We start from the raw sequence: 21530 nt of genomic DNA on the forward strand, positions 1-21530 counted from the left end.
GTTTTTTTTCTAAAATTTTGATAAGCTTGTTATATCATTAATCGTTAAAGAGAAACTATGCCAATAGAGATTGTAGAAAAGGAACATTTAGGCTATTTAAACATCATCAATGCACAAGAAGACCAAACTGTTGAATTAAAAACTAAACTTAATGAAGCACAAAGGCTCGGGAACGAGTTTAAATCAAAGGCAGTGATTACTTTTAATACTACAATTGGTCCGAAACGTGTAGATACCACCGTTTGGGCAGTGACAGAGAAATATATTCAACTTAAAAATAACATTCATATTCCCATTAAAAGTTTGATAGATATCGATTTTTAGGCGCTTTTTAAGGAAATAAATCATCCCGCATTTATTAACCTTTACCTAAAAGTCATGAGTACGCTTCATAAAATTGCTTTAACTTTCATAAAATCCATTGGCCCGGTAAATGCAAAAAATTTGTTGGCTTATTGCGGCAGTGCAGAGGCAGTTTTTTCTGCGACTAAGAGGCAGCTGCTTCAAATCCCCGGAATTGGTGAAAAAACTGTTGAAACCCTTTTAAATACTGATGCTTTGAAAAGGGCAGAAGAAGAACTCAAATTTGTAGAGAAACATGGTATTGATGTTTTGTTCTTTTCTGATGAAAACTATCCAAAAAGATTAAAAAACTGTTTTGATGCACCTATCTTATTATATTTCAAAGGCCAGGCAGATTTAAATCATCAAAGAATTATTAGTGTTGTAGGTACCAGAAATGCAACGGAATACGGTAGAAATCTTTGTAAACAACTTTGCGAAGTTTTATCCGCTTATGATGTTTTAATTGTTAGCGGTTTAGCTTATGGAATAGATGTAACTACGCATAAGGAATGTGTTTCAAGCAATATTGCTACAGTGGGTGTTTTAGGTCATGGTCTGGATAGATTGTATCCTCAGATTCATAAACCCGTAGCTCAAAAAATGGTGCTTAACGGCGGTCTGCTTTCAGAATTTCCAACTAAAACGAATCCTGATAGACAGAACTTTCCTCAACGCAACCGAATAATTGCCGGTATTGCAGATGCAACTATTGTTGTTGAAGCATCAATTAAAGGCGGAGCATTAATTACTGCAGAAATTGCAAATTCGTACAATAAGGATGTTTATGCATTCCCAGGGAGAACAAATGATGTTTTTTCTGAGGGTTGCAACTTCTTAATAAAAACCAATAGGGCAGGACTGATTAATAATGCCAATGACTTAATTTATTATCTTGGTTGGGATGATGAGATAAAAAATAAGAAGATAAAAACCCAAACAACGCTGCACCTTAATTTAACTGCGAATGAGCAAAAGGTTGTTGATGCGTTGCAAAGCAGTCAGCTTTCGATAGATGAGTTGGCCATAAATGTAAATATACAACAAAGTAAACTTGCCATTATTTTACTTACGCTTGAAATGCAAGGTATTATCATTTCCATGCCAGGTAAAGTTTACAAGTTGGCTTAAAGATATTGGCACCGCTGCTGGTTTGAATAACTGTGGTTTGCGTAGCGCTATTCTGCGATGGAAAATTCAACCATTCATAATAAACCCGGTAGAGCCAAATAGCCCGCAATGAAGCGCAGCGAAATGAGGACTATAGGTGATAACGGGACTGAAGCACCTATGAAAACCGAAGCTTTGATTTTCAAAAAAAAAATTTGCCATTTGTGTGGTGTGCAGATTTTTCAAACTGATAAAATGATAATTGCGTTTCGCCCAATAATCAATCTATAATGCCTATGATATTTATAGATTATGCAATAAAATTTTATTTTTTTATTTTATTCGAAATTATGTTTCAAATAAAATATAGTTTGTAAAATACTTAATGCCTTTGCTTAATTTTGTAGCATGTGGTATAATAATATTCTCGAAACCATTGGCAATACGCCGCTGGTAAAACTTAATACAATTACGAAGAACGTTCCAGGTACAATTCTGGCTAAAATAGAAACAACAAATCCGGGCAACTCGATTAAAGACCGTATGGCGGTGAAAATGATTGAAGCCGCCGAAAAAAGTGGTAAACTGAAGCCAGGCGGAACGATTATAGAAGGTACATCAGGAAATACTGGGATGGGTTTGGCCATGGCTGCTATTATAAAAGGCTACAAATGTATTTTTACCACAACTGATAAACAATCTAAAGAAAAGGTTGATGCTTTGCGTGCTTTTGGAGCAGAGGTAATTGTTTGTCCGACAAATGTTGAACCTGAAGACCCGCGTTCGTATTACTCGGTTTCGTCTCGTTTAGAGCGTGAAGTTCCTAACTCATGGAAACCAAATCAATACGATAATTTAGCGAATACGGCCGCTCACTACGAGCAAACTGGTCCTGAAATTTGGGAACAAACTGAAGGAAAAATTACCCATTTGGTTGTTGGCGTAGGCACTGGTGGTACAATATCCGGAACAGGTAAATACTTGAAAGAGAAAAATCCAAATATTCAGGTTTGGGGCATTGATACTTATGGTTCGGTTTTTAAAAAATATAAGGAAACCGGCATTTTCGATAAAGATGAAATTTATCCATACATCACTGAAGGGATAGGTGAAGATTTCTTACCTGCCAATGTAAACTTTGATGTGATTGACTTATTTGAGAAAGTTACAGATAAAGATGCGGCCTTAATGACTCGCGATATCGCCCGTAAAGAAGGTATTTTTGTGGGTAATTCGGCTGGAGCTGCAATTGGTGGTTTAATTCAGTTGAAAGATAAACTGAAGCCAGAAGATGTGGTCGTGGTTATTTTTCATGACCATGGAAGTCGTTACATGGGTAAAATGTATAACGAAGATTGGTTGCGTGAACGTGGATTTTTGCAGGATGAAAAATTAACAGCGAAATCAATCTTGGCAAAGAAAGAGGCAACAGAAATTGTAACACTTGATGCAACTAAAACTGTTTTGGAAGCCATTAACACCATCAAATCGATGAACATTTCTCAAATTCCGGTAACGCAACAAGGTATGATTGTTGGTAAAATAGCAGAGAGTGACATTTTATCGGCTTTGCTTGAAAACCCGGGATTAAAATCAGCTCCGATTTCAGAAATCATGACTGCGACTTTTCCTTTCGTTGATTTAAATACATCGATTGATAAAATTTCATCATTAATTAACAAAGAAAACTCTGCTGTATTGGTTGAGGATGAATCTGGTAAAATTGAAATTATCACGCAATACGATATTATAAACGCGATATCGGGGTAGGAAGAATGGAAGATGTGAGAGGGGAGATGGATGAAGGGAAATAGAGAATAGAAAATAGGAGAGTCTCGTCGTCATCTAATCCTTCCTAAGCCGGTCGTCATTGCGAGGTACGAAGCAATCCTAATGCTTTTGGTACTCAAATAGCGACCGCTAATAAGAAATTGCTTTCCCGAAAAGTCGGGACAGTGGCGAGAAGCCATAAAAAAACGCCCTAGTAAAATTTACTCGGGCGTTTTTTGCATTATGCTATTTTCGCTTTGGTCTTCAAACCTTAAGCCTTAAACCTTCCGCCTTCAACCTTTAATGGCTCGGCGCATCAGCGTTCACACGCTTAATTTGCGCACCAAGGGCACGTAAACGCGTATCGATATCCTGGTAGCCACGTTCAATCTGTTCGATGTTGTAAATGGTTGATTTTCCCTCAGCAGATAAAGCTGCAATTAACAACGAAACTCCAGCTCTAATATCAGGAGAAGTCATGCTGATTCCACGAAGTTTGTATTTTTTGTCGATACCATTAACCGTAGCACGGTGTGGGTCGCAAAGAATAATTTGAGCGCCCATATCAATCAATTTATCCACGAAGAATAAACGACTCTCGAACATTTTCTGGTGAATTAAAACGTTTCCTTTTGCCTGAGTAGCCACAACCAGAACGATGCTTAATAAATCAGGTGTAAAACCTGGCCACGGAGAATCGGCAATGGTTAAAATCGAACCATCAATAAATGTGTCAATCTCATAATGCTTTTGAGATGGTACGTAAATGTCATCGCCTCTGCGCTCCAACTTAATCCCCAATTTCTTGAAAACTTCTGGAATTACACCAAGTTCATCGTAACAAACATTTTTAATGGTGATTTCTGATTCCGTCATAGCTGCCATACCAATGAACGAGCCAATTTCAATCATATCAGGCAACATTCTGTGTTCTGTTCCACCTAAAACTTTAACCCCCTCAATGGTTAATAAATTCGAACCGATACCGGAAATTTTTGCGCCCATGCGGTTTAGCATTTTGCAAAGTTGCTGTAGATAAGGTTCGCAAGCAGCGTTATAAATGGTTGTTGTTCCTTTTGCCAAAACAGCAGCCATTACGATGTTCGCCGTTCCCGTTACCGATGCCTCATCTAGTAAAATATAAGCACCTTGTAAGTTTGTTGCATCAACATTAAAGAATGCTTTTTTGCTATCGTAAACAAATTTTGCACCTAACTTTTCGAATCCGATAAAGTGTGTATCTAACCTTCTGCGACCAATTTTATCGCCCCCAGGTTTTGGAATTGCCGCTTTACCAAAACGAGCCAACAACGGACCAACTATCATGATTGAACCGCGTAAGCCGCCACCTTTGGCTTTAAAAGTTTCTGATTCAAAGAAATTTAAATCGATATTTTTAGCCTCAAACGTGTAAGTATCTTTATTAATGCGTTCAACAGCAACGCCCAAGTCACCTAATAGTTCAATCAGCTTATTTACATCCTTAATATCCGGAATGTTGCTAATGGTAACTTTTTCTTCGGTAAGCAAAACAGCTGATAGAATCTGTAAAGCCTCGTTTTTGGCGCCCTGAGGTGTAATTTCGCCTTTTAATTTAATTCCGCCTGTTATTTCAAATGCGTTCATATATCTTTTTAAGTTAAGTGTCAGTCTGAGTTTATCGAAGACAGTGTTTCGACAGGCTCAACATGACAATTAAAAGTTATTAATATTTAGGTTTATTATTATTGTTGCGTCCGCGGTTATTATTATTGTTATTCTGACGGCCCTTACCGTTATTGTTGTTATTATTTGTTCTACCCCGGTTATTGTTATTATTGTTTTGACGAGGATTTTGAGCTCTGAATTCCACTTTGGCCAGATTTACGCCTTCATCAAGAGATAACAATCCGCCAGAAAGGTATTTCAAATCTTTAATGATGGTATCATCACTTACATTATCCTTATTCCAGGTTACATAAGCCATTTTCATAAAGTTTGCGATGCCCTGAACCATTGCTTTTTTATGTTCAGGATTATCCTCACGCATGGCTTTCTCAATCAAATTCTCAACCGTTTTACCATAATGTTTGTAGGTAATTCGCTGTTGAGGATAGGGAAGTGGCTCTGGTTTTTTAAAGGCATTCTCTGGCAAAGGCTTCGGATATGGACTTTCCACATCAATCTGATAGCCAGAAATGATATGCAAATGGTCCCAAAGTTTATGTTTAAAATCGGCAACATCGCGTAAATGCGGTTGCAAAAATCCCATTAGGTCTATAACCGCCTGGGCATATTTATTGCGTTCTTCAATAGTGGGTAATTCGCAAATATACTTCACCATATTCTGAACGTTGCGGCCATATTCCGATAAAATCAAATGGCTACGCGTAGTATTATAATCAAAATTCATGTACAGATAATTTAATGGATAAATCTTCCGGCGATACGAATTATGAAATAACCATGGGAGATGAGGTTATGAATTCACCGAAATGTCTATTGCCGGACTTTCGTTATTTATAGTTCAAAGATAATTAAATTTGCGATTTAAGGTTACGATTCTGGATTTTATTTTGGAAATGAACCTTCAGTAGTTCTTTTGAAATTTCAGTCCTGCTTTACATTGCAAGCCCAATGAAAAATTGGGGCTTTCCATTGCAATCAGGTTTATTTAACAAAGTATGCTGCTTTTAGATAAGTTTTGTTCATTAGGACTTTACTTTTACCATTTGAAGCAGTCTGCAAAAGTGCAATTTAAAGGTTTAAATGTAAGGGTATTTACTAACACCCATCCCACAAGGAGATTGCCACGGCTGAAGAAGCCTCGCAATGACGACTTTTCGATTTTCCGTATTCCCTTGGCAAAAACTAAATCTCATCACTATTCTTCGGATAATCAAAGAAAACCAATTCTCCTGTACCTCTGCTTACCATTTTCCACGAATCAAAAGGAAATGACATTAACACCATTCCCGCCGTTGGAATATTGTAAATATCTGCATCGCTTAGTTCATTAGCCAAATCGGTAAAACCTGGGTTGTGCCCAAACATAATTACAGTTTCCGCACTATCATCCAAACCATTTATAACTTTCAAAAGGGCAGTGGTATTGGCCTCATAAATAGATTCTTCGTATTGTATATCATCAACCTGGTACGCTTCAGCAAAGAATTTGGCGGTAGATTTTGCTCTTTTCGCCGGACTACTTACGATTAAATCAAACTTAAAACCCCGTTGTACCAAACGTTCAGCCATTTCAGGTGCATTTTCTTTGCCACGTTTATTTAAAGGTCTGTCAAAATCTTTCAAATCTAAATTTCCCCAGTCCGATTTTCCGTGACGAACCAAAAGTAATTGCTTAGCCATTTAGTTTTTCTTTAATTTTATTTACAATCGTTTCAGGATTAATTAAATCCATACAACTCTCAACACCACACAAGCAGGGTTTGTTTCCATAAATCGAATTTGGCCGGGCGGGGTGTTTTATTTGAATGCAATCATTTTCTGATTGTCCATAACCTAAGAAACCAGCATAAGGATGTGTTGGGCCCCATACCGAAACTACAGGAACGCCAACTAATGAGGCCATATGCATACCTGACGAATCCATGCTCAGCATTAGGTCGAGGTTAGAAATTATTGAAAGTTCTTCCGTAAGGCTAAAATTACCAATTAAATTATGTGTAATTGGATAAGTGTAGGCCCACTTTTCAGCCGTTGCTTGTTCAGATTTTCCTCCACCGAAAATAAAAAGTTCGTAACCTTCTTGGCTCAAAGAAGAAATCACTTTCTCCATTTTTTCTAATGGATAAACCTTATAAATATGTTGGGCAAAAGGGGAGATGCCAACTTTTTTATTGTTGTTTTGAAATAAGTTTTTCGCTTTTTGCGGTATTGCTTGTGGAGCTTTAGTAAGCTTATGGCTCAAAGTAACATCAAAACCCAGTTCCCGGAATACATCAGCATAACGCTCTACGGTATGTCGCAGTGGTTTAAATATTTTATTTTTAGTACGTATTAACGCATTTTTTTCTGCTCTGCCTTTATTAATTCGCTTAATTTTAAATCCAGTAAGCCGGAAAAAAGTTGAAATCGCTCTGCTTCGCAAATTATCATGCAAATCGGCAATTGCCGTAGGTTTATATTTTCGTAACTCCTGGTAAAGCTTATATAGGCCATCAATGCCTTTATGTGAAGTTTTAGGCTGAATCGCATGGAATATGAGATTTTCAATCCCATCAAAAAATGGTTTAAAAGCTTCGCGACTAACCATAATAATCTCCGCAGATGGATTTTGCTGAGAAAACTCTTTTAGAACAGAAGCTACCATTGCCACATCGCCCATGGCCGAAAAACGTAAAACTATAATTTTGTGGGTTGTTGACATGGCTTTTAGCTTTCGGCTTTCTGCTTTTTAAGCTTTATTATACAAAACCGGATTTAAGCTCGGGTCGTTGTACATTTTCATTTGCTTGTACACTTTCATGTATTTTTTGCCCGCTTCAATATCAGCCAATAGTTCATCAATACTGGTTGATAAATCATCGCGTTGCGATAATAAAATATTGAGTTTGGTTTGGCATTGTTCACGATGTTCTGGCGATGCACTTTCACGTTCCGCTTCCTCCTGCATGTGGTAAATTTTTAAAGCCAAAATCGAAAGCCTGTCTATTGCCCATGCCGGACTTTCCGTATTAATTTTTGCATCAGGCAAAGCCGAAATGCTCTGATAAAGATTTAAGAAATAACCATCAATAAACTCCACCATATCGGTACGAACCTGATTTTGGGCATCAATTCTCCTCTTCCAGCTTAATCCTTCAACCGGGTCTATTTGCGGGTTGCGAACCACATCTTCCATGTGCCATTGAGCGGTATCTATCCAATTTTTGATATAAAAAAGGTGTTCTAAGCTTTCCGTGTCATAAGGGTTTTCAACGGGATGGTCAATGTTATCGAATTTGTGGTAATCAGCAATTACTTGGCTAAATATGCGGTTTGCAATTTCACTTATCATGGGGCAAAGATATTAAAAGATTTTTTCCATCACGGTTGATTACACAGATTAATGGATTACAGAAGTTTTCCTTTGGCTTGCAGATTTAAATTTCGGATTGTTTTACCCTAAACCCTAAACCCTAAACCCTAAACCCTAAACTTTTTATTATCGAAAAACGTAGCGATCTCTTCCAACGAAAATGCATTTAAACATTTATCAGCGCTTAAGCCACCTTTGCGGGCAACCAAAATACCGTATTTCATATCATGAAAGCCTTTAGTTCTATGTGCATCAGGATTTACGGAAAGCAAAACGCCTTTTTCTAACGCGTAGCGGTGCCAACGCCAATCCAAATCTAAACGTAAAGGATTTGCATTAATTTCAATTACTACGTTGTTTGCTGCACAAGCATCGATAATTTTTTTATAATCGATTTGATAACCCGCCCGGCTTAACAACAAGCGCCCCGTTGGATGCCCCAAAATGGTGGTGTAAGGATTTTCAATGGCCTTAAGTAAACGGGATGTGGCTTTTGCCTCATCCATTCGTAAATTGCTATGAACCGAAGCGACCACAAAATCGAAAGTTTTAAGTACATCATCACTGTAATCTAAAGAACCATCGCTTAAAATGTCGCTTTCAATTCCCTTAAATATTTTAAATGGAGCCAGTTTTTTATTCAGCTCGTCAATTTCCTGGTGTTGGCCAAAAACGCGTTGTTCATTCAATCCTTTGGCATAAACGGCAGTTTTAGAGTGGTCGCAAATACCTAAATACTGTAAATTCAAAACATCTTTACAGTAAACTGCCATTTGTTCCAACGTATGAACGCCATCGCTCCAGGTAGAGTGGTTGTGTAAACTGCCTTTTAAATCATCATAAGTAATCAACGCAGGCAATTTATTTTCTTTTGCCAATTCAATTTCATCAAAATCTTCACGAAGTTCGGGTTCGATGAACGCCAATCCAGCTTTGCGGTATATTTCCTCTTCATTAGAAAAGGGACCATCACCGGCTAATTCCAATACTTTTGCTACATGTTCGGGATTCCCTGTTAATTTAAACCACTCTAAATAAAAATCAGTTTTATCAACGACAAAGATTTTGATTCTTAATCCAGTTTCTGTTGTTGTGATAAAAGCATCTTCTCCGGCGATTAATGAAAGTGGCTCAAATGATTCCAAATTTTTCTGCACCTCTTCAACATGCTCAGCGCCGATAACAAATTCTAACTCATCGATAATTTCACAGGAACGACGAAATTGTCCTGCAACGCCCAGTAGGGAATGATTATCTACATCAATCAGCCATTCGGAAATTTGTGCCTGCAGGTTTTTTGCAAAAGCTTCAACCTGTGCAAATAAGAATCTCCCGTTGGCAGCCAGTTTAAATTCAATGGCGTTTTTAATTTCCTCCTGTGTTTTTAAACCAAAGCCTTTGGCTTCGATTAAACGGTTTTCATTACAGGCGTAATAAAGTTCTCCAATAGTTTCAATACCAAGGGTTCGCCAGATGATTAATATCTTTTTCGGTCCAATTCCTTTGATTCCAAGCATCTCAACTACGCCTTCAGGTGTTTGCTGAAGAATAGTATTGAGTTCCTGGAGTTCACCGGTTTCTAATAGTTCAATAATTTTAGCCGCTAAACTCTTACCAATTCCATCAACTTGATCAATCTCATCAACTGGTTTATCTTTTAAAGCGAAAGGCAATTTATCAACTTTAAAATAGGCGTTAGCTACTGATTTAATTTTGAAAGGATTTTCCTCATGCAATTCCATTAATTGCGATAACAGGCGTAAAGTCCGGGCGATGGTTTTATTTTCCATAGGGTGTAAAATTAGAAAATAATGACTTAAATCATCGGGGAGAACTATTTTTTCAAACAGAAATAATTGTAGTGTTGTTTTATTGAAATGAAATCTCGAAAAATCATCTTCTTAAGTTTTATCATTGGTTTAACGGCCTGCCAATCTGCTGAACATTCCGCCCACCAACAAGATTCCACAGAGTATATTACATCTGGAAAGCAAAGCGATGTAGACGCTGCTTTTCTGGTTGTCCCGGGCAAATCAATAGGGGAGATATTACTAGGAGAAAACATGACAGAAGTTGGGAAGAAACTTGGCCGACCTGATGCGGGTGATGCTGCTATGGGGAAGGCATGGGGAATTTGGTATAGCAAAGATTCTACCGATGGACAAAAAAATGAGCTGGCGGTATATTCTTCATACCGGGACACAAGCATGATGGTAAAAGAGGTAAAGCAAATTCGCATCACATCAGCTCAATTTAAAACCCAGAATGGTATTACTACCGGAGGCCCTGAAGCAGATGCGAAATCAAAATTCCCTGCGATGGAACTGGTTTCATCTTATTTAAACCAAAATAAAGATACCGTAACCATTTATGATTCCAGGCAAGATGGAATTGGTTTTGAGTTTTTGAAAGGAAAGAGCATTTCTATAACCGTTCATCCGGTGAATCAATCGGTTAATGGAACTTATTTAACCCTTCACCCGGAGTGGAAATTAATAGAATAGGGAAAATGAATTTTGTCAGACTGAGCCTATCGAAGTACAAGCTATTTGAATGCATTTCGACAAGCTCAAATGTGACACTTGATTTTATTTTATTACCGCTTCAAAAGGCATCCTGGCTTGAATACCAGAACTTGCAATAACCTTTTTCATTTGTTGATACAGGAAATAATTTTCACCTAATTCTTGTTTAGTATAATAGGTTTTGATTCTATCGGTGCTTTCATCCATTAGCGATTTTAACGGGTCAACAACATCTGGATATTCCACCACTTTATAATCTTTTATTTTCGCTTTTTTAGCTGCAGCTTTAATCGCATCATTAAAACTTCCAATTCTATCGGCTAAACCAATTTGAACTGCATCTGTTCCAATCCAAACGTGGCCTCCGCCAATGCTATCAATATAGGCCTTGCTTTTCTTTCTTCCATCTGCCACACGACTAACAAAACCACTATAAATTCTATTTAATTCATTTTGAATGATAAATCTTTCACCTTCAGTCATTGGTCGGTTAGTTGCCATGATATCAGCATATTTGCCAGTTTTCACCCCATCGAAAGTAATTCCAAGTTTATTGGTCATCAAATTTTGGAAGTTGGGGATAATGCCAAACACCCCAATTGATCCTGTAATGGTATTAGGCTGTACGAAAATACTATCAGCAGCACAACCGATGTAGTAACCACCTGATGCAGCAACATCGCCAAATGAAGCAATTACTGGTTTTTCTTTTTTAGTAAGAACAATTTCTCTCCAAATCACGTCTGATGCCAATGCACTACCACCCGGTGAATTTACGCGGATCACCACTGCTTTAATGTCATCATCCAGGCGGGCTTTACGGATTGCTCTTGAAATACGTTCTGAACCAATCTGGTTATCATTGCCTTCACCGCCGCTAATTTCGCCATTGGCATAAATTACAGCAACCTTATCTTTGCCAGAACCTGAATCTTTGTTATTTTTAGCATAATCATTAATCGATACCGTTCGTACATTTTCATCTTTGGTTCTTCCTGATAAGCCTTTAAGTTCTTCTAAAATCTGATCTTTATATTTTAGTGCATCAACCATTTTGAAGTTTACGGCGTCTTGTGGTTGTCGAACTCTAAAATCGTCGGCAATTTTGTATAAACTGTCTTTATGGATGTCTCTGCTTTTTGCAATATCTGTTAAAAAAGTATTATATAAACCGCCTACGTAGGCCGTCACCTGCTTGCGGTTGTAATCACTCATTTTGTCTAAAATAAATGGCTCAACAGCACTTTTGTAGTTTCCAACACGAATAACCTGCATTTCTACCCCAACTTTTTCCAGCGTTCCTTTAAAGAAAGTGAGCTCTGAGCTGAAACCTTTAAATTCTAAAGCACCTTCTGGGTTTAGATAAATTTTATCTGCAGATGAAGCCAGGTAATAAGCCCCCTGCGTGTAAACTTCGCTATAGGCAATAATCTTTTTATGTGATTTTTTAAAATCGATAAGTGCATTTCTAACCTCACGCATAGTAGCAAAACCAGCATTCGGACTGCTTACGTTTAAATAAATACATTTAATGTTATCATCAGTTTTTGCCCTCTGGATAGATTTTAGAAGATCATTTAACCCGATACCATCTTTTTCATCACCACCAACTATTGGCAAGTTTCCGAATGGGTTTTTAGGCGTACGTTCAGTTATGGGCTGATCTAAATTTAGAAATAGAACTGAGTTGTTTGATACGGTTACAGTTTTATCGCTATCAATAGATGAAATAGCCCCCACAATGATCACAAAGAAAATAATGAAAATAATGACCATTGAAAGGAAAAACCCTAACATTGAGGCAAATAGATACTTAAAAAATTCTTTCATTTAAATGTTAATTTTGTGCCGTAAAGATATAAAAATACATGATGCTTAATACGGCTTTAGAGTACAGAACTGCTTATTTGTTACTCGGTGGAAATTTAGGAGATAGAAAAGCAAACTTGCATCAGGCAATAAAATTGATAACTGAAAATATTGGCGAAATAAACGCTGTTTCCGCTATATATGAAACTGCGGCTTGGGGCAAAACCGATCAGCCTGCATTTTTAAATCAGGCTTTGGCGGTAAAAACAAATTTTTCTGCCATCGAAGTGTTAGATAAAGCATTGGATATTGAAAAGAAGTTAGGGAGAGTGAGAAAAGATAAGTGGGGAGAACGGCTGATCGATATCGATTTAATTCTTTTTGATAATGCTGTGATTGATATTGAGAATAAACTTCAGGTGCCACACCCGCAAATGCAATTCAGGAAATTTGTGATGGCTCCTTTGGTGGAAATTGCAGCTGAGGTAATTCATCCTGTTTTGGGGAAAACTATTTCTGAAATTTTTAAAAATATTACAGATGATTTAGAGGTTAACAAATTGTAAATAGCTAGATTTGAAATATGCAAACTAATTATGATAATCATCCCCTAGATTTATCATACCTAACTGAAATGGTTGGTCATAATCCTGAGTTTATGATCGAAGTTTTTGACACATTTATAGAACAAACTCCATTCTATCTCGCTGAGTTAGAAGATGCGCTATCCAAGAAGGACTGGGATAGGGTTGGCCATTGTGCGCACAAAATTAAGCCTACCTTTAGTTATGTAGGCAGAAATGATGTGAAAGATTTTGTTCAGTCAATTGAAAATAATGCTAGAAATCAAATTTCAGTTGAGCAAATACCAGCAGATGTGGAACGATTAAAATCGCTACTGGTAGAAATTTATGCCCAACTCGATGTTGCCAGAAGAAATCTTCAATCTACTTTATAAAATTATTTGGGAACAAGCTTTTGATAAAAGTTTAAGCTACCTTTTCATTTAAGCGTTATTACATAGAAGAAATAATTGTTTCAAACATTGAGACGGCCTAATCAACTCAGGAATAGAGCTATCACTTTAGATCTTGAACCTAGCGATTATTAAAACTTCTGAAATGTAAGAACGACAGAGCAATATAAAGCACCAATACAAATGGAATCGCAGCGAATTGCAAAGCAGCAATTAAAATTGCCGATAAAATCAAAAAGATAAACTTAATTTTATTCTTTGCCCAACTCAAGTCGCTGAATTTTAAAGAAAAGATTTTAATTTCACTTACCAATAGAAAACTTGTTATAGCAGTGATGGCAATGAGTAGGATAGTGGAACCAATTATCTGTGGGTAATCATCTGCGATGAATGGTAAAGAACAAATAAACAAAGTATTCATCGGGGTATTCAGTCCGATAAAATCTTCCGTTTGTCGCTCATCGTTATTAAATTTCGCTAACCTCAATGCAGAAAATACCGTGATGAAAAAGCCCAGATAAGGCAAATATTCTGACGAATAATCGCTTGCTTTTAATAGCTGAAACATGATTACTCCAGGTAAGAAACCAAAACTTACCATATCTGCCAGTGAGTCTAAATCTTTTCCGATTGCTGATTTTACGTTCAACAAGCGGGCAACCATTCCATCAAAGAAATCGAATATACCAGAAAGAATAACGAAATACGCTGCTGTTTGTAAATCGCCTTTAAATGCAAAAACGATTCCAATACAACCAGAAAATAGGTTTGCACAGGTAATCGCATTGGGAATATGCCTTTTCATAAGGTTTAAGGTGTGTGTTTTTAAGGTATAAGGTTTAAGTGCAAATGTATATAAAACCTTTAAAAAACATAAGGCTTAAAGCATCCAATCAGGAAACCTTAAGCCTTACATCTTTTACCTTTAGGCCTATACTAGCTATTCATCGAAATTAAAAATTCTTCGTTGCTCTTTGTGCCTTTAATTTGTGCCTGTACGAACTCCATTGCTTCCTGACTATTCATATCTGCCAGGTGGTTACGTAAAATCCAAACACGTTGTAAAATATCTCTATCTAATAATAGGTCATCTCTACGGGTACTCGAAGCAGTAATATCGATAGCCGGGAAGATTCGTTTGTTCGATAATTTACGGTCTAACTGTAACTCCATGTTACCGGTACCTTTAAATTCTTCGAAAATTACCTCATCCATTTTAGATCCGGTATCAGTTAAAGCCGTAGCTAAAATTGTTAGTGATCCACCGTTTTCAATGTTACGGGCAGCACCGAAGAAACGTTTTGGTTTGTGTAATGCATTTGCATCAACACCACCCGATAATATTTTACCTGATGCTGGAGCAGTAGTATTGTATGCTCTTGCTAAACGTGTAATTGAATCTAAAAGAATAACTACATCATGTCCGCTTTCTACCAAACGTTTAGATTTTTCTAACACGATATTGGCAATTTTTACGTGACGCTCAGCAGGCTCATCGAAAGTAGAGGCAATAACTTCTGCTCTTACACTACGAGCCATATCAGTAACCTCTTCCGGGCGCTCATCTATCAAAAGGATAATTAAATAAACTTCAGGATGGTTTTTTGCAATCGCGTTAGCAACTTCCTTCAGCAAATTGGTTTTACCAGTTTTAGGCTGTGCAACGATTAAACCACGTTGACCTTTACCAATTGGCGTAAACAAATCCATAATACGGGTAGAGTAATTACTATTATCCGTAAATAGATTTAATTTTTCAGTAGGGAAGAGTGGTGTTAAATAATCAAAAGGAACACGGTCGCGAACCTCAGCAGGGATTCTGCCGTTTATGGTTTCTACACGAACCAACGGGAAATATTTTTCGCCTTCTTTCGGAGGACGGATGCTGCCTTTCACAGTATCACCGGTTTTTAAACCGAAAAGTTTAATTTGCGACTGTGATACATAAATATCATCAGGAGAAGTTAAGTAATTGTAATCCGCAGAACGCAAGAAACCGTAACCATCGGGCATAATTTCTAAAACACCCTCGTTTGTAATCACATTATCGAAATCTAAGTTCGAATAACTGTTTTCATTTTTATGGTGGTTACCGCCTTGAGGTTGTTTCTGCTGGCGGTTATCATCGCGTTGTGGTTTATCTTGCTTCTCTCTTTGCTCTTGTTTTTGTCTCGGTGCTACCGGAATAACTTCTGCCGATTCCTCGATTAAAGCAGAAATTGGTTTGCTGCCACCATCTTCAGCCTCTACAATTCTGTCAGGTTGTTTTTCATTTTGTTGCTGATGTTGCGGTTCATCAAACAATGTAACAGCATCTCTTCTTCTTTCAACTGGCGCTGCAGGTTCATCTTTATTTAACCTTGCTCTTTTTTTAACTGGTTTTTCCGGAGTAGCAGTAGTTGCCGCCGATGCCGCTACTTTTGGAGTTTTTTCAGCTTTAACTGCTTTAGTTTTTGCAGCTGGTGCAACAGCAACAGGTTCACTTTCGCTGTATGGATCTGCCCCGCCTTTAGCGGCACTTATCATTTCTTGCTGGTGTAAAAGAACTTCAACAAGGTCAATTTTTCTTAAGGATTCGGCACCTTCAATGCCATAGGATTTGGCAAGCTCACGTAATTCTGGTGTGAGCTTATCATTTAATTCTGTTTTGCTAAACATTCTAAATATATATGTTTCAAGAAATTTTTCATTTGTTTATAACGGATGCTTCCTGCTATAAATCTGCACAGGCCTAATTTATGTGTTAGCGTAAGCCCGGCGGTTTCATTGTGTATAAATTCTTAAGGCTATAAAACTTTAATGAGTTGGTTATTTGATATACTCAAAATGTTTCATAATTGTTTACGAGCTGAATAAAAACGATTATTCGTTTCTAAAAATGGTAACAAAAAACAAGTCTTGATAAAATTTTTCTGGGATATTCAGATAAACGGTTGAGAAATTATGTTGCAATTGTATGTATTTGAAACGTAATCCGCAAGAAAAAGTTTAAAATGTTTATAAAAATAATTAATGTGAAGATTATTTCTTCGTTCGTAAAACTCAAAAAACCTCATATTTGCAGCAAATAAGCCATGATATGACCAAGCAACAACTTTTCGAGCAAATACAGAAAAAGCGTTCATTTCTATGTGTTGGATTAGATTCTTCATTAGATAAAATTCCTCAACACTTATTAAAGTACGACAACCCGATTTTGGAATTCAACAAACAAATTATTGATGCCACTAAAGATTTGTGTATTGCTTATAAGCCAAACACTGCCTTTTACGAGTGTTATGGCAAAAAGGGCTGGGAAACTTTAATTGAAACCTGGAAATATATTCCTCAGGAGATATTCTCCATCGCCGATGCCAAACGTGGCGATATTGGGAATACTTCTGCAATGTATGCCGAAACATTTTTTAATGAACAATCATCAGAAATGAGTTTCGATTCTGTTACCGTTGCACCTTATATGGGCAGTGATTCTGTAACGCCATTTCTAACTTTTGAAAATAAATGGGTTATCCTCCTGGCATTAACTTCAAATTCCGGTCATGCTGATTTTCAACTGCAAGAAATAGGAGAGGATAAACTGTTTGAAAAGGTATTAAAAACTTCTCAAACATGGGCAACAGACGAACAGATGATGTATGTTGTTGGGGCTACGCGTGGCAGCGCCTTCGCGGAAGTACGTAAGCTTGCTCCGAATCATTTTTTATTGGTTCCTGGTGTTGGTGCCCAAGGTGGCGATTTGCATGAAGTGTGTAAATATGGATTGAATTCGCAGTGCGGATTATTAATTAACTCATCCAGAGGAATTATTTATGCCAGCAATGGAGAGGATTTCGCAGAAAAGGCCAGGGAAGAAGCGCTAAAATTACAGCAGGAAATGGAGCAGATTTTAGTTGGAGCAGACTTGGTTTAGTTATCATATTTTAATTGCCATGTAAGCACTGAAGACACGAGAAAAGGTAGAAAAGTTCTTAGTGTTAAATAATAACGCTATAAAACCTTGAAATACATTTAAAGATTCCGTGTAAATCTATGTTTCCGTGGCAAAAATCTCATTTTCTTAGCGTAAAGCTTCGCGTTCTTTGCGGTTAATCTCTATAAATATATGAATCCCAAAATAGATTTAAAACTCATCCTTGCCTTATCTGGCGTTGCCATTATTTGGGGTACAACATACCTTGGCATTCGGGTTGCAGTAGCAAGTATCCCGGCCTGGTATGTCACGGCAATACGCCAAACCATCGCTTCTCTGATCATACTGATAATTCTAATCAAACAGAAAGAATTGAAATGGATTCGATGGTCAGGTTTAAAAAGACAAATCTTACTGTCTATTTTGATGGTAGTGGTTGCAAATGGCATGACCACAGTTGCTGAAAAAACTATTCCCAGCGGACTAACTTCTTTAATTAATGCAACATCTCCACTGCTAGTATTTATTGGCTGTGTGTTTTTAGGCATCCAAAAGCCAAGCTTAAAAGGATTTGTTGGCGTGTTCATTGGTTTTCTGGGTATAGTGTTTATCTTCCGGGATGGAATAAACGATTTATTAGAGCCAGGCTATCGGAATGGAATTTTATCATTAGTTATTGCAGTTTCAGGCTGGACAATTGGAACAATTTACTCGAAAAAACATAGTGGGAAACCACAATATATCTTTCTCAATCTTTTTTATCAGTTTGTATTTTCGGCAATTGTCCAGTTTGGTTTGGCCTTAATTTTCTCAGGCAAGCTGACGTAGATTCATGGAAAACAGAAAGTATTCTCGCAGCGGTTTATCTTGCCATATTTGGTTCGGTTTTGGGATACTTTTGTTATCACTATGCCTTGAAAAAAGTTTCAGCCTCTGAAGTTTCAATTTTAACTTACTTCAATACGGTTATCGCAATATTTTTAGGCTGGCTCATCCTAAATGAACAGGTAGATGTCGATTTAATTGTTGCAACAGCTCTGATTATTGCCGGGGTTTTTATTACAAATTATAAGAAAAAGGCAGAATTGGTATGACGTGCCTTAGAAACTAGTTTGATCAATTTCAGAGGCGCTCCAAATCTAAATAATTGAGTGCCCGTAAAGATTTTGCAAAACTTTTAAGAATATTCATTAACTTCAGTAATGAATTTTTCGGAAGATTTTCTGCATTATGTTTGGCAATTCCGTTCGTTTGATCATCATAAACTAAAAACTGCCGATGGAGAAGAATTAAAAATTCTTCATCAGGGTTTCCTGAATAAAAATGCAGGTCCTGATTTTAACAACGCCAAAATTGTAATTGGTGAAACACTTTGGGCTGGAAATGTGGAAATCCATATTAAATCCTCGGATTGGCTCAATCATCATCATCAAGTTGATAAAAGTTATGATAACGTAATTCTCCACGTAGTTTTCGAAAATGATATCGAAATAAAAAGAATTGATGGTTCCGTTTTACCTGTTCTAGTATTAAAAGATCGAATCGCTCGAGATTTAATAGAGAAATATGAAAACCTGTTTCTCACCCTCACGGATTTTCCTTGCATTGCACAAATTGGAACTGTTGATCAAATCCATATTGATTCATTTTTATCCAGAACGCTTATTGAACGGTTTGAGCAAAAAACCGAATTGGTAATTGCCACACTAAATGAATTAAATGGCAATTGGGATGAAACGTTTTACCGTTTTATGGCTCGCAATTTCGGTTTCAAAGTAAACGCATTACCGTTTGAGCTGCTTGCGAAAACTGTTCCGCAACAAATTTATGGCAGGCACAAAAATAATCCACTACAAATTGAAGCACTGGTTTTTGGCTCGGCTGGTTTTCTAAACGATCAGTTTGACGACAATTATCCCGCCAGCTTAAAAAAAGAATTTCAATTTTTGCAGAAGAAATATGCTATCAAACCTCTGGAAGTTTCGATCTGGAAATTTATGCGAATGCGGCCACAAAATTTCCCAACCGTTCGCCTCGCTCAGTTTGCGGCGTTAATTATAAAGGCAAATCATCTTTTTTCAAAAATGATGGAAATAAGCAACGTGGTAGAACTTCAGTTATTATTAAATGATTTGCCGGTTCATCATTACTGGAAAACCCATTATCATTTCAAAAAGCCAGCCGATGGGGTAGGTATTCAAATTGGCAAAACCTCAGCAAATAACATATTATTAAATACGGTAGCGTTGTTTTTATTTGCTTATGGCAAGCATACTGGAACTCAGCTTTATATTAGTCGGGCGGTAAAACTGTTAGAAAGCCTGCCAACTGAACAAAATGCAATTACCGATAAATTTACTTCAGCGGGTGTGGTGATGGATAATGCCTTCGCATCACAAGGAATTCTCCAGCTAAAAAAACATTATTGCGACCAAAAGAAATGCCTTTTTTGTGGTATTGGAATAAAGATTTTAAAACAGGCCTAAAACCTATAAAATTTATCAAACTTTCTATCTTTTAATCGGTTTAGTCAATATGGAATTCCCACATGAACTTAAAGAACTTTATCGCGATAAAATTATCGAAGTAAGAGGCAATGCCGATGCATTAACTGTGATTTTAAATGAAGGGGTTGACATTGAGAAATTCAAAAATGAACTCAAGAAAAAATATTCAGGTTTGGAAGAACAACAAACTTTATTTATCAAACATGAAAACAGGCAAGATTTCGAAAAACTGATTCTAGACTAAGGCAACTTCAGTTGATCATTTAACGAAATATTTTTACTAAATTAGATTTATATAACACCTCATCATTGCGCTTTTTTTATTTGTATTGCGGTAATATTTAAACAAGCTAAAAATGTTCCAGAGAATTATCACCTATTTCGAACAACAGAGTTTTGGTGTTTCTACCTATTTGGCCAATAAACTAAATATGAGTACAGCGAAAGTTCGTTTGTTTTTTATTTATTCTTCTTTTTTGGCCGTTGGTTTTCCAATACTATTTTACTTTCTGGCAGCAGTAGTTTTGGATATCAGAACGTACATGAAAAAAATGAGATTGAGGATTTGGGAGTAAATCCCCATCCCTAAAGTGAGCTTCGTGCTGTCGCCCTGTAGATGTTTGTTTGAAAGAAATTAACATCATACTTCGAACATAAACATGCTTTTATTTCCCCTGTAAAGGGATATGGATTAATCTTCTCTCAAAATTTCAGCAATTTCATTAAAGCCTTTTTCTGCAGCTAAATCTGCAGGTAATTTACCGCCTTCCATCCGTAATCCAACCTCTGCGCCATGTTCTAAGAGCAGAATAATGAGTTCGATGTTTCCCAGCTGTGCTGCGGTGTGTAAAGGTGCCAAACCTGCTTTCTGACAAACGTTTGGGTAAGCGCCTGCATCCAGAAGCATTTTTGTAATATTAATATTGTTTGCGGCAACTGCAGAATGTATCGGGAAAACGTTAAATCCATTTTTAGATGCTAAATTGACATCAGCTCCTTTCAACATTAAAAATTTCGCAAGGTCTTCGTGTCCGAAATAACAGGCTAGGCCCAATGGGGTAAAGCCATCTTCAGAGAATTCATTGATACTATTTGGGTGTTGAAAAATTAACAATGTTGCAGCATCAAACTTACCAACCGCACAGGCTTCAAACAATGTTAAATTATCTGTGAATTCTACAATTACGTTAGCGATATCTTGTTTCTTATAATAACACGCCAGAAGCAAGGGTGAGATATTATGCGAAGTACTAATATTAGCCAACATCGGGTTTTCCAATAAAAGTTCTTTTACAGCCGCTAAATTTCCTGATTCAATCTGCTCTTCGAGTTGCGCTATACTCATATGTTTGATTTATTTCAATTTATCGATTTAAATTAACAAAAAATTAATAGTGATTAGAAATTTTACTGAAATATTCTGGAGTCATTAAAAAATGTGCGGAGCCCATTCGATGAATGTTTTGATTTTAGTGTACGGAGAATTTGTAAGCTTCGAAAGATCATAGCGAATAGCTCAATTCAATGTGAGCGTTAGATTATCGGAAAAAAAATCCCGTTT

Annotated in this window: 22 protein-coding genes; 12 read left to right on the forward strand and 10 right to left on the reverse strand. The window is 37.0% G+C overall.

Going from position 1 to position 21530, the window contains the following annotated elements; all coding sequences use genetic code 11:
* Positions 1–57: 57 nt before the first annotated feature.
* The 3 genes from EA772_RS12960 (at position 58) to EA772_RS12970 (ending at position 3222) form a co-directional block, all read left to right on the forward strand.
* Complete coding sequence (locus EA772_RS12960) at positions 58–324, forward strand: hypothetical protein (protein ID WP_010603279.1); 267 nt, start codon at positions 58–60, stop codon at positions 322–324.
* A gap of 54 nt (positions 325–378) precedes the next feature.
* Positions 379–1473 carry a DNA-processing protein DprA gene (dprA, locus tag EA772_RS12965; RefSeq protein WP_124913594.1) on the forward strand — a complete coding sequence of 365 codons (1095 nt, stop codon included), beginning with the start codon at positions 379–381 and terminating at the stop codon, positions 1471–1473.
* A gap of 387 nt (positions 1474–1860) precedes the next feature.
* On the forward strand, positions 1861–3222 hold the full coding sequence (locus EA772_RS12970; protein ID WP_124913595.1) for a pyridoxal-phosphate dependent enzyme: 1362 nt from the start codon (positions 1861–1863) through the stop codon (positions 3220–3222).
* Positions 3223–3522: 300 nt separating this feature from the next.
* Here EA772_RS12970 and murA read toward each other — a convergent pair whose 3' ends face one another.
* The 6 genes from murA to EA772_RS13000 form a co-directional block, all read right to left on the reverse strand.
* A complete protein-coding gene (gene murA, locus EA772_RS12975; RefSeq protein ID WP_116169987.1) occupies positions 3523–4848 on the reverse strand; it encodes a UDP-N-acetylglucosamine 1-carboxyvinyltransferase in 1326 nt (441 codons plus the stop codon).
* Positions 4849–4927: 79 nt separating this feature from the next.
* Positions 4928–5614, reverse strand: coding sequence for a DUF4290 domain-containing protein (locus EA772_RS12980; RefSeq protein ID WP_010601813.1), 687 nt, complete (start codon positions 5612–5614; stop codon positions 4928–4930).
* A 458-nt stretch (positions 5615–6072) separates the two neighbouring features.
* Positions 6073–6570 carry a histidine phosphatase family protein gene (locus EA772_RS12985; protein ID WP_116169989.1) on the reverse strand — a complete coding sequence of 166 codons (498 nt, stop codon included), beginning with the start codon at positions 6568–6570 and terminating at the stop codon, positions 6073–6075.
* Positions 6563–7591, reverse strand: a complete 1029-nt coding sequence (locus EA772_RS12990; RefSeq protein WP_124913596.1) for a glycosyltransferase family 9 protein — start codon at positions 7589–7591, stop codon at positions 6563–6565. Before EA772_RS12990 ends, EA772_RS12985 begins: the two co-directional genes overlap by 8 nt.
* A gap of 27 nt (positions 7592–7618) precedes the next feature.
* Complete coding sequence (locus tag EA772_RS12995; protein ID WP_124913597.1) at positions 7619–8221, reverse strand: DUF4254 domain-containing protein; 603 nt, start codon at positions 8219–8221, stop codon at positions 7619–7621.
* A gap of 128 nt (positions 8222–8349) precedes the next feature.
* Positions 8350–10032, reverse strand: a complete 1683-nt coding sequence (locus EA772_RS13000) for a helix-hairpin-helix domain-containing protein (RefSeq protein WP_124913598.1) — start codon at positions 10030–10032, stop codon at positions 8350–8352.
* An 87-nt stretch (positions 10033–10119) separates the two neighbouring features.
* On the opposite strand from EA772_RS13000, the gene EA772_RS13005 reads away from it, so the two are divergent.
* A complete protein-coding gene (locus tag EA772_RS13005; protein WP_124913599.1) occupies positions 10120–10746 on the forward strand; it encodes a hypothetical protein in 627 nt (208 codons plus the stop codon).
* An 84-nt stretch (positions 10747–10830) separates the two neighbouring features.
* On the opposite strand, the gene sppA is transcribed toward EA772_RS13005, so the two are convergent.
* The gene (gene sppA / locus EA772_RS13010; RefSeq protein WP_124913600.1) at positions 10831–12597 is read right to left on the reverse strand and encodes a signal peptide peptidase SppA; all 1767 of its coding nucleotides are present in this window, start codon (positions 12595–12597) and stop codon (positions 10831–10833) included.
* A 38-nt stretch (positions 12598–12635) separates the two neighbouring features.
* Between sppA and folK the strand changes: the two genes are divergently transcribed.
* Entirely contained in the window at positions 12636–13142 is a 507-nt protein-coding gene (folK, locus tag EA772_RS13015) for a 2-amino-4-hydroxy-6-hydroxymethyldihydropteridine diphosphokinase (RefSeq protein WP_124913601.1), read from the forward strand.
* Positions 13143–13159: 17 nt separating this feature from the next.
* Complete coding sequence (locus EA772_RS13020; RefSeq protein WP_124913602.1) at positions 13160–13534, forward strand: Hpt domain-containing protein; 375 nt, start codon at positions 13160–13162, stop codon at positions 13532–13534.
* A 139-nt stretch (positions 13535–13673) separates the two neighbouring features.
* Here the strand turns inward: EA772_RS13020 and pssA are convergent, their stop codons facing one another.
* The gene (pssA, locus tag EA772_RS13025; RefSeq protein WP_124913603.1) at positions 13674–14357 is read right to left on the reverse strand and encodes a CDP-diacylglycerol--serine O-phosphatidyltransferase; all 684 of its coding nucleotides are present in this window, start codon (positions 14355–14357) and stop codon (positions 13674–13676) included.
* 131 nt (positions 14358–14488) lie between these two features.
* Positions 14489–16210: a transcription termination factor Rho gene (gene rho / locus EA772_RS13030; RefSeq protein ID WP_124913604.1), complete on the reverse strand. Its 1722-nt coding sequence runs from the start codon at positions 16208–16210 to the stop codon at positions 14489–14491.
* Between the two features lie 421 nt (positions 16211–16631).
* Here rho and pyrF point away from each other — a divergent pair, with 421 nt between their 5' ends.
* The 6 genes from pyrF (at position 16632) to EA772_RS13055 (ending at position 20544) form a co-directional block, all read left to right on the forward strand.
* Entirely contained in the window at positions 16632–17462 is an 831-nt protein-coding gene (pyrF, locus tag EA772_RS13035; RefSeq protein WP_124913605.1) for an orotidine-5'-phosphate decarboxylase, read from the forward strand.
* Positions 17463–17654: 192 nt separating this feature from the next.
* The gene (locus EA772_RS13040; protein WP_246833927.1) at positions 17655–18290 is read left to right on the forward strand and encodes a DMT family transporter; all 636 of its coding nucleotides are present in this window, start codon (positions 17655–17657) and stop codon (positions 18288–18290) included.
* Between the two features lie 20 nt (positions 18291–18310).
* Positions 18311–18556 (forward strand): DMT family transporter, encoded by a 246-nt coding sequence (locus EA772_RS22300; RefSeq protein ID WP_246834100.1) that lies wholly within the window; start codon positions 18311–18313, stop codon positions 18554–18556.
* Positions 18557–18664: 108 nt separating this feature from the next.
* Positions 18665–19948: a DUF2851 family protein gene (locus EA772_RS13045; protein WP_124913606.1), complete on the forward strand. Its 1284-nt coding sequence runs from the start codon at positions 18665–18667 to the stop codon at positions 19946–19948.
* A 49-nt stretch (positions 19949–19997) separates the two neighbouring features.
* Positions 19998–20213 carry a hypothetical protein gene (locus EA772_RS13050; protein WP_116170001.1) on the forward strand — a complete coding sequence of 72 codons (216 nt, stop codon included), beginning with the start codon at positions 19998–20000 and terminating at the stop codon, positions 20211–20213.
* Positions 20214–20325: 112 nt separating this feature from the next.
* On the forward strand, positions 20326–20544 hold the full coding sequence (locus EA772_RS13055) for a PspC domain-containing protein (protein ID WP_010601800.1): 219 nt from the start codon (positions 20326–20328) through the stop codon (positions 20542–20544).
* A gap of 116 nt (positions 20545–20660) precedes the next feature.
* Here EA772_RS13055 and EA772_RS13060 read toward each other — a convergent pair whose 3' ends face one another.
* Entirely contained in the window at positions 20661–21314 is a 654-nt protein-coding gene (locus EA772_RS13060; protein ID WP_124913607.1) for an ankyrin repeat domain-containing protein, read from the reverse strand.
* Positions 21315–21530: the final 216 nt, after the last annotated feature.

Source organism: Pedobacter sp. G11, assembly GCF_003860265.1.
GTDB classification, from domain to species: domain Bacteria; phylum Bacteroidota; class Bacteroidia; order Sphingobacteriales; family Sphingobacteriaceae; genus Pedobacter; species Pedobacter agri.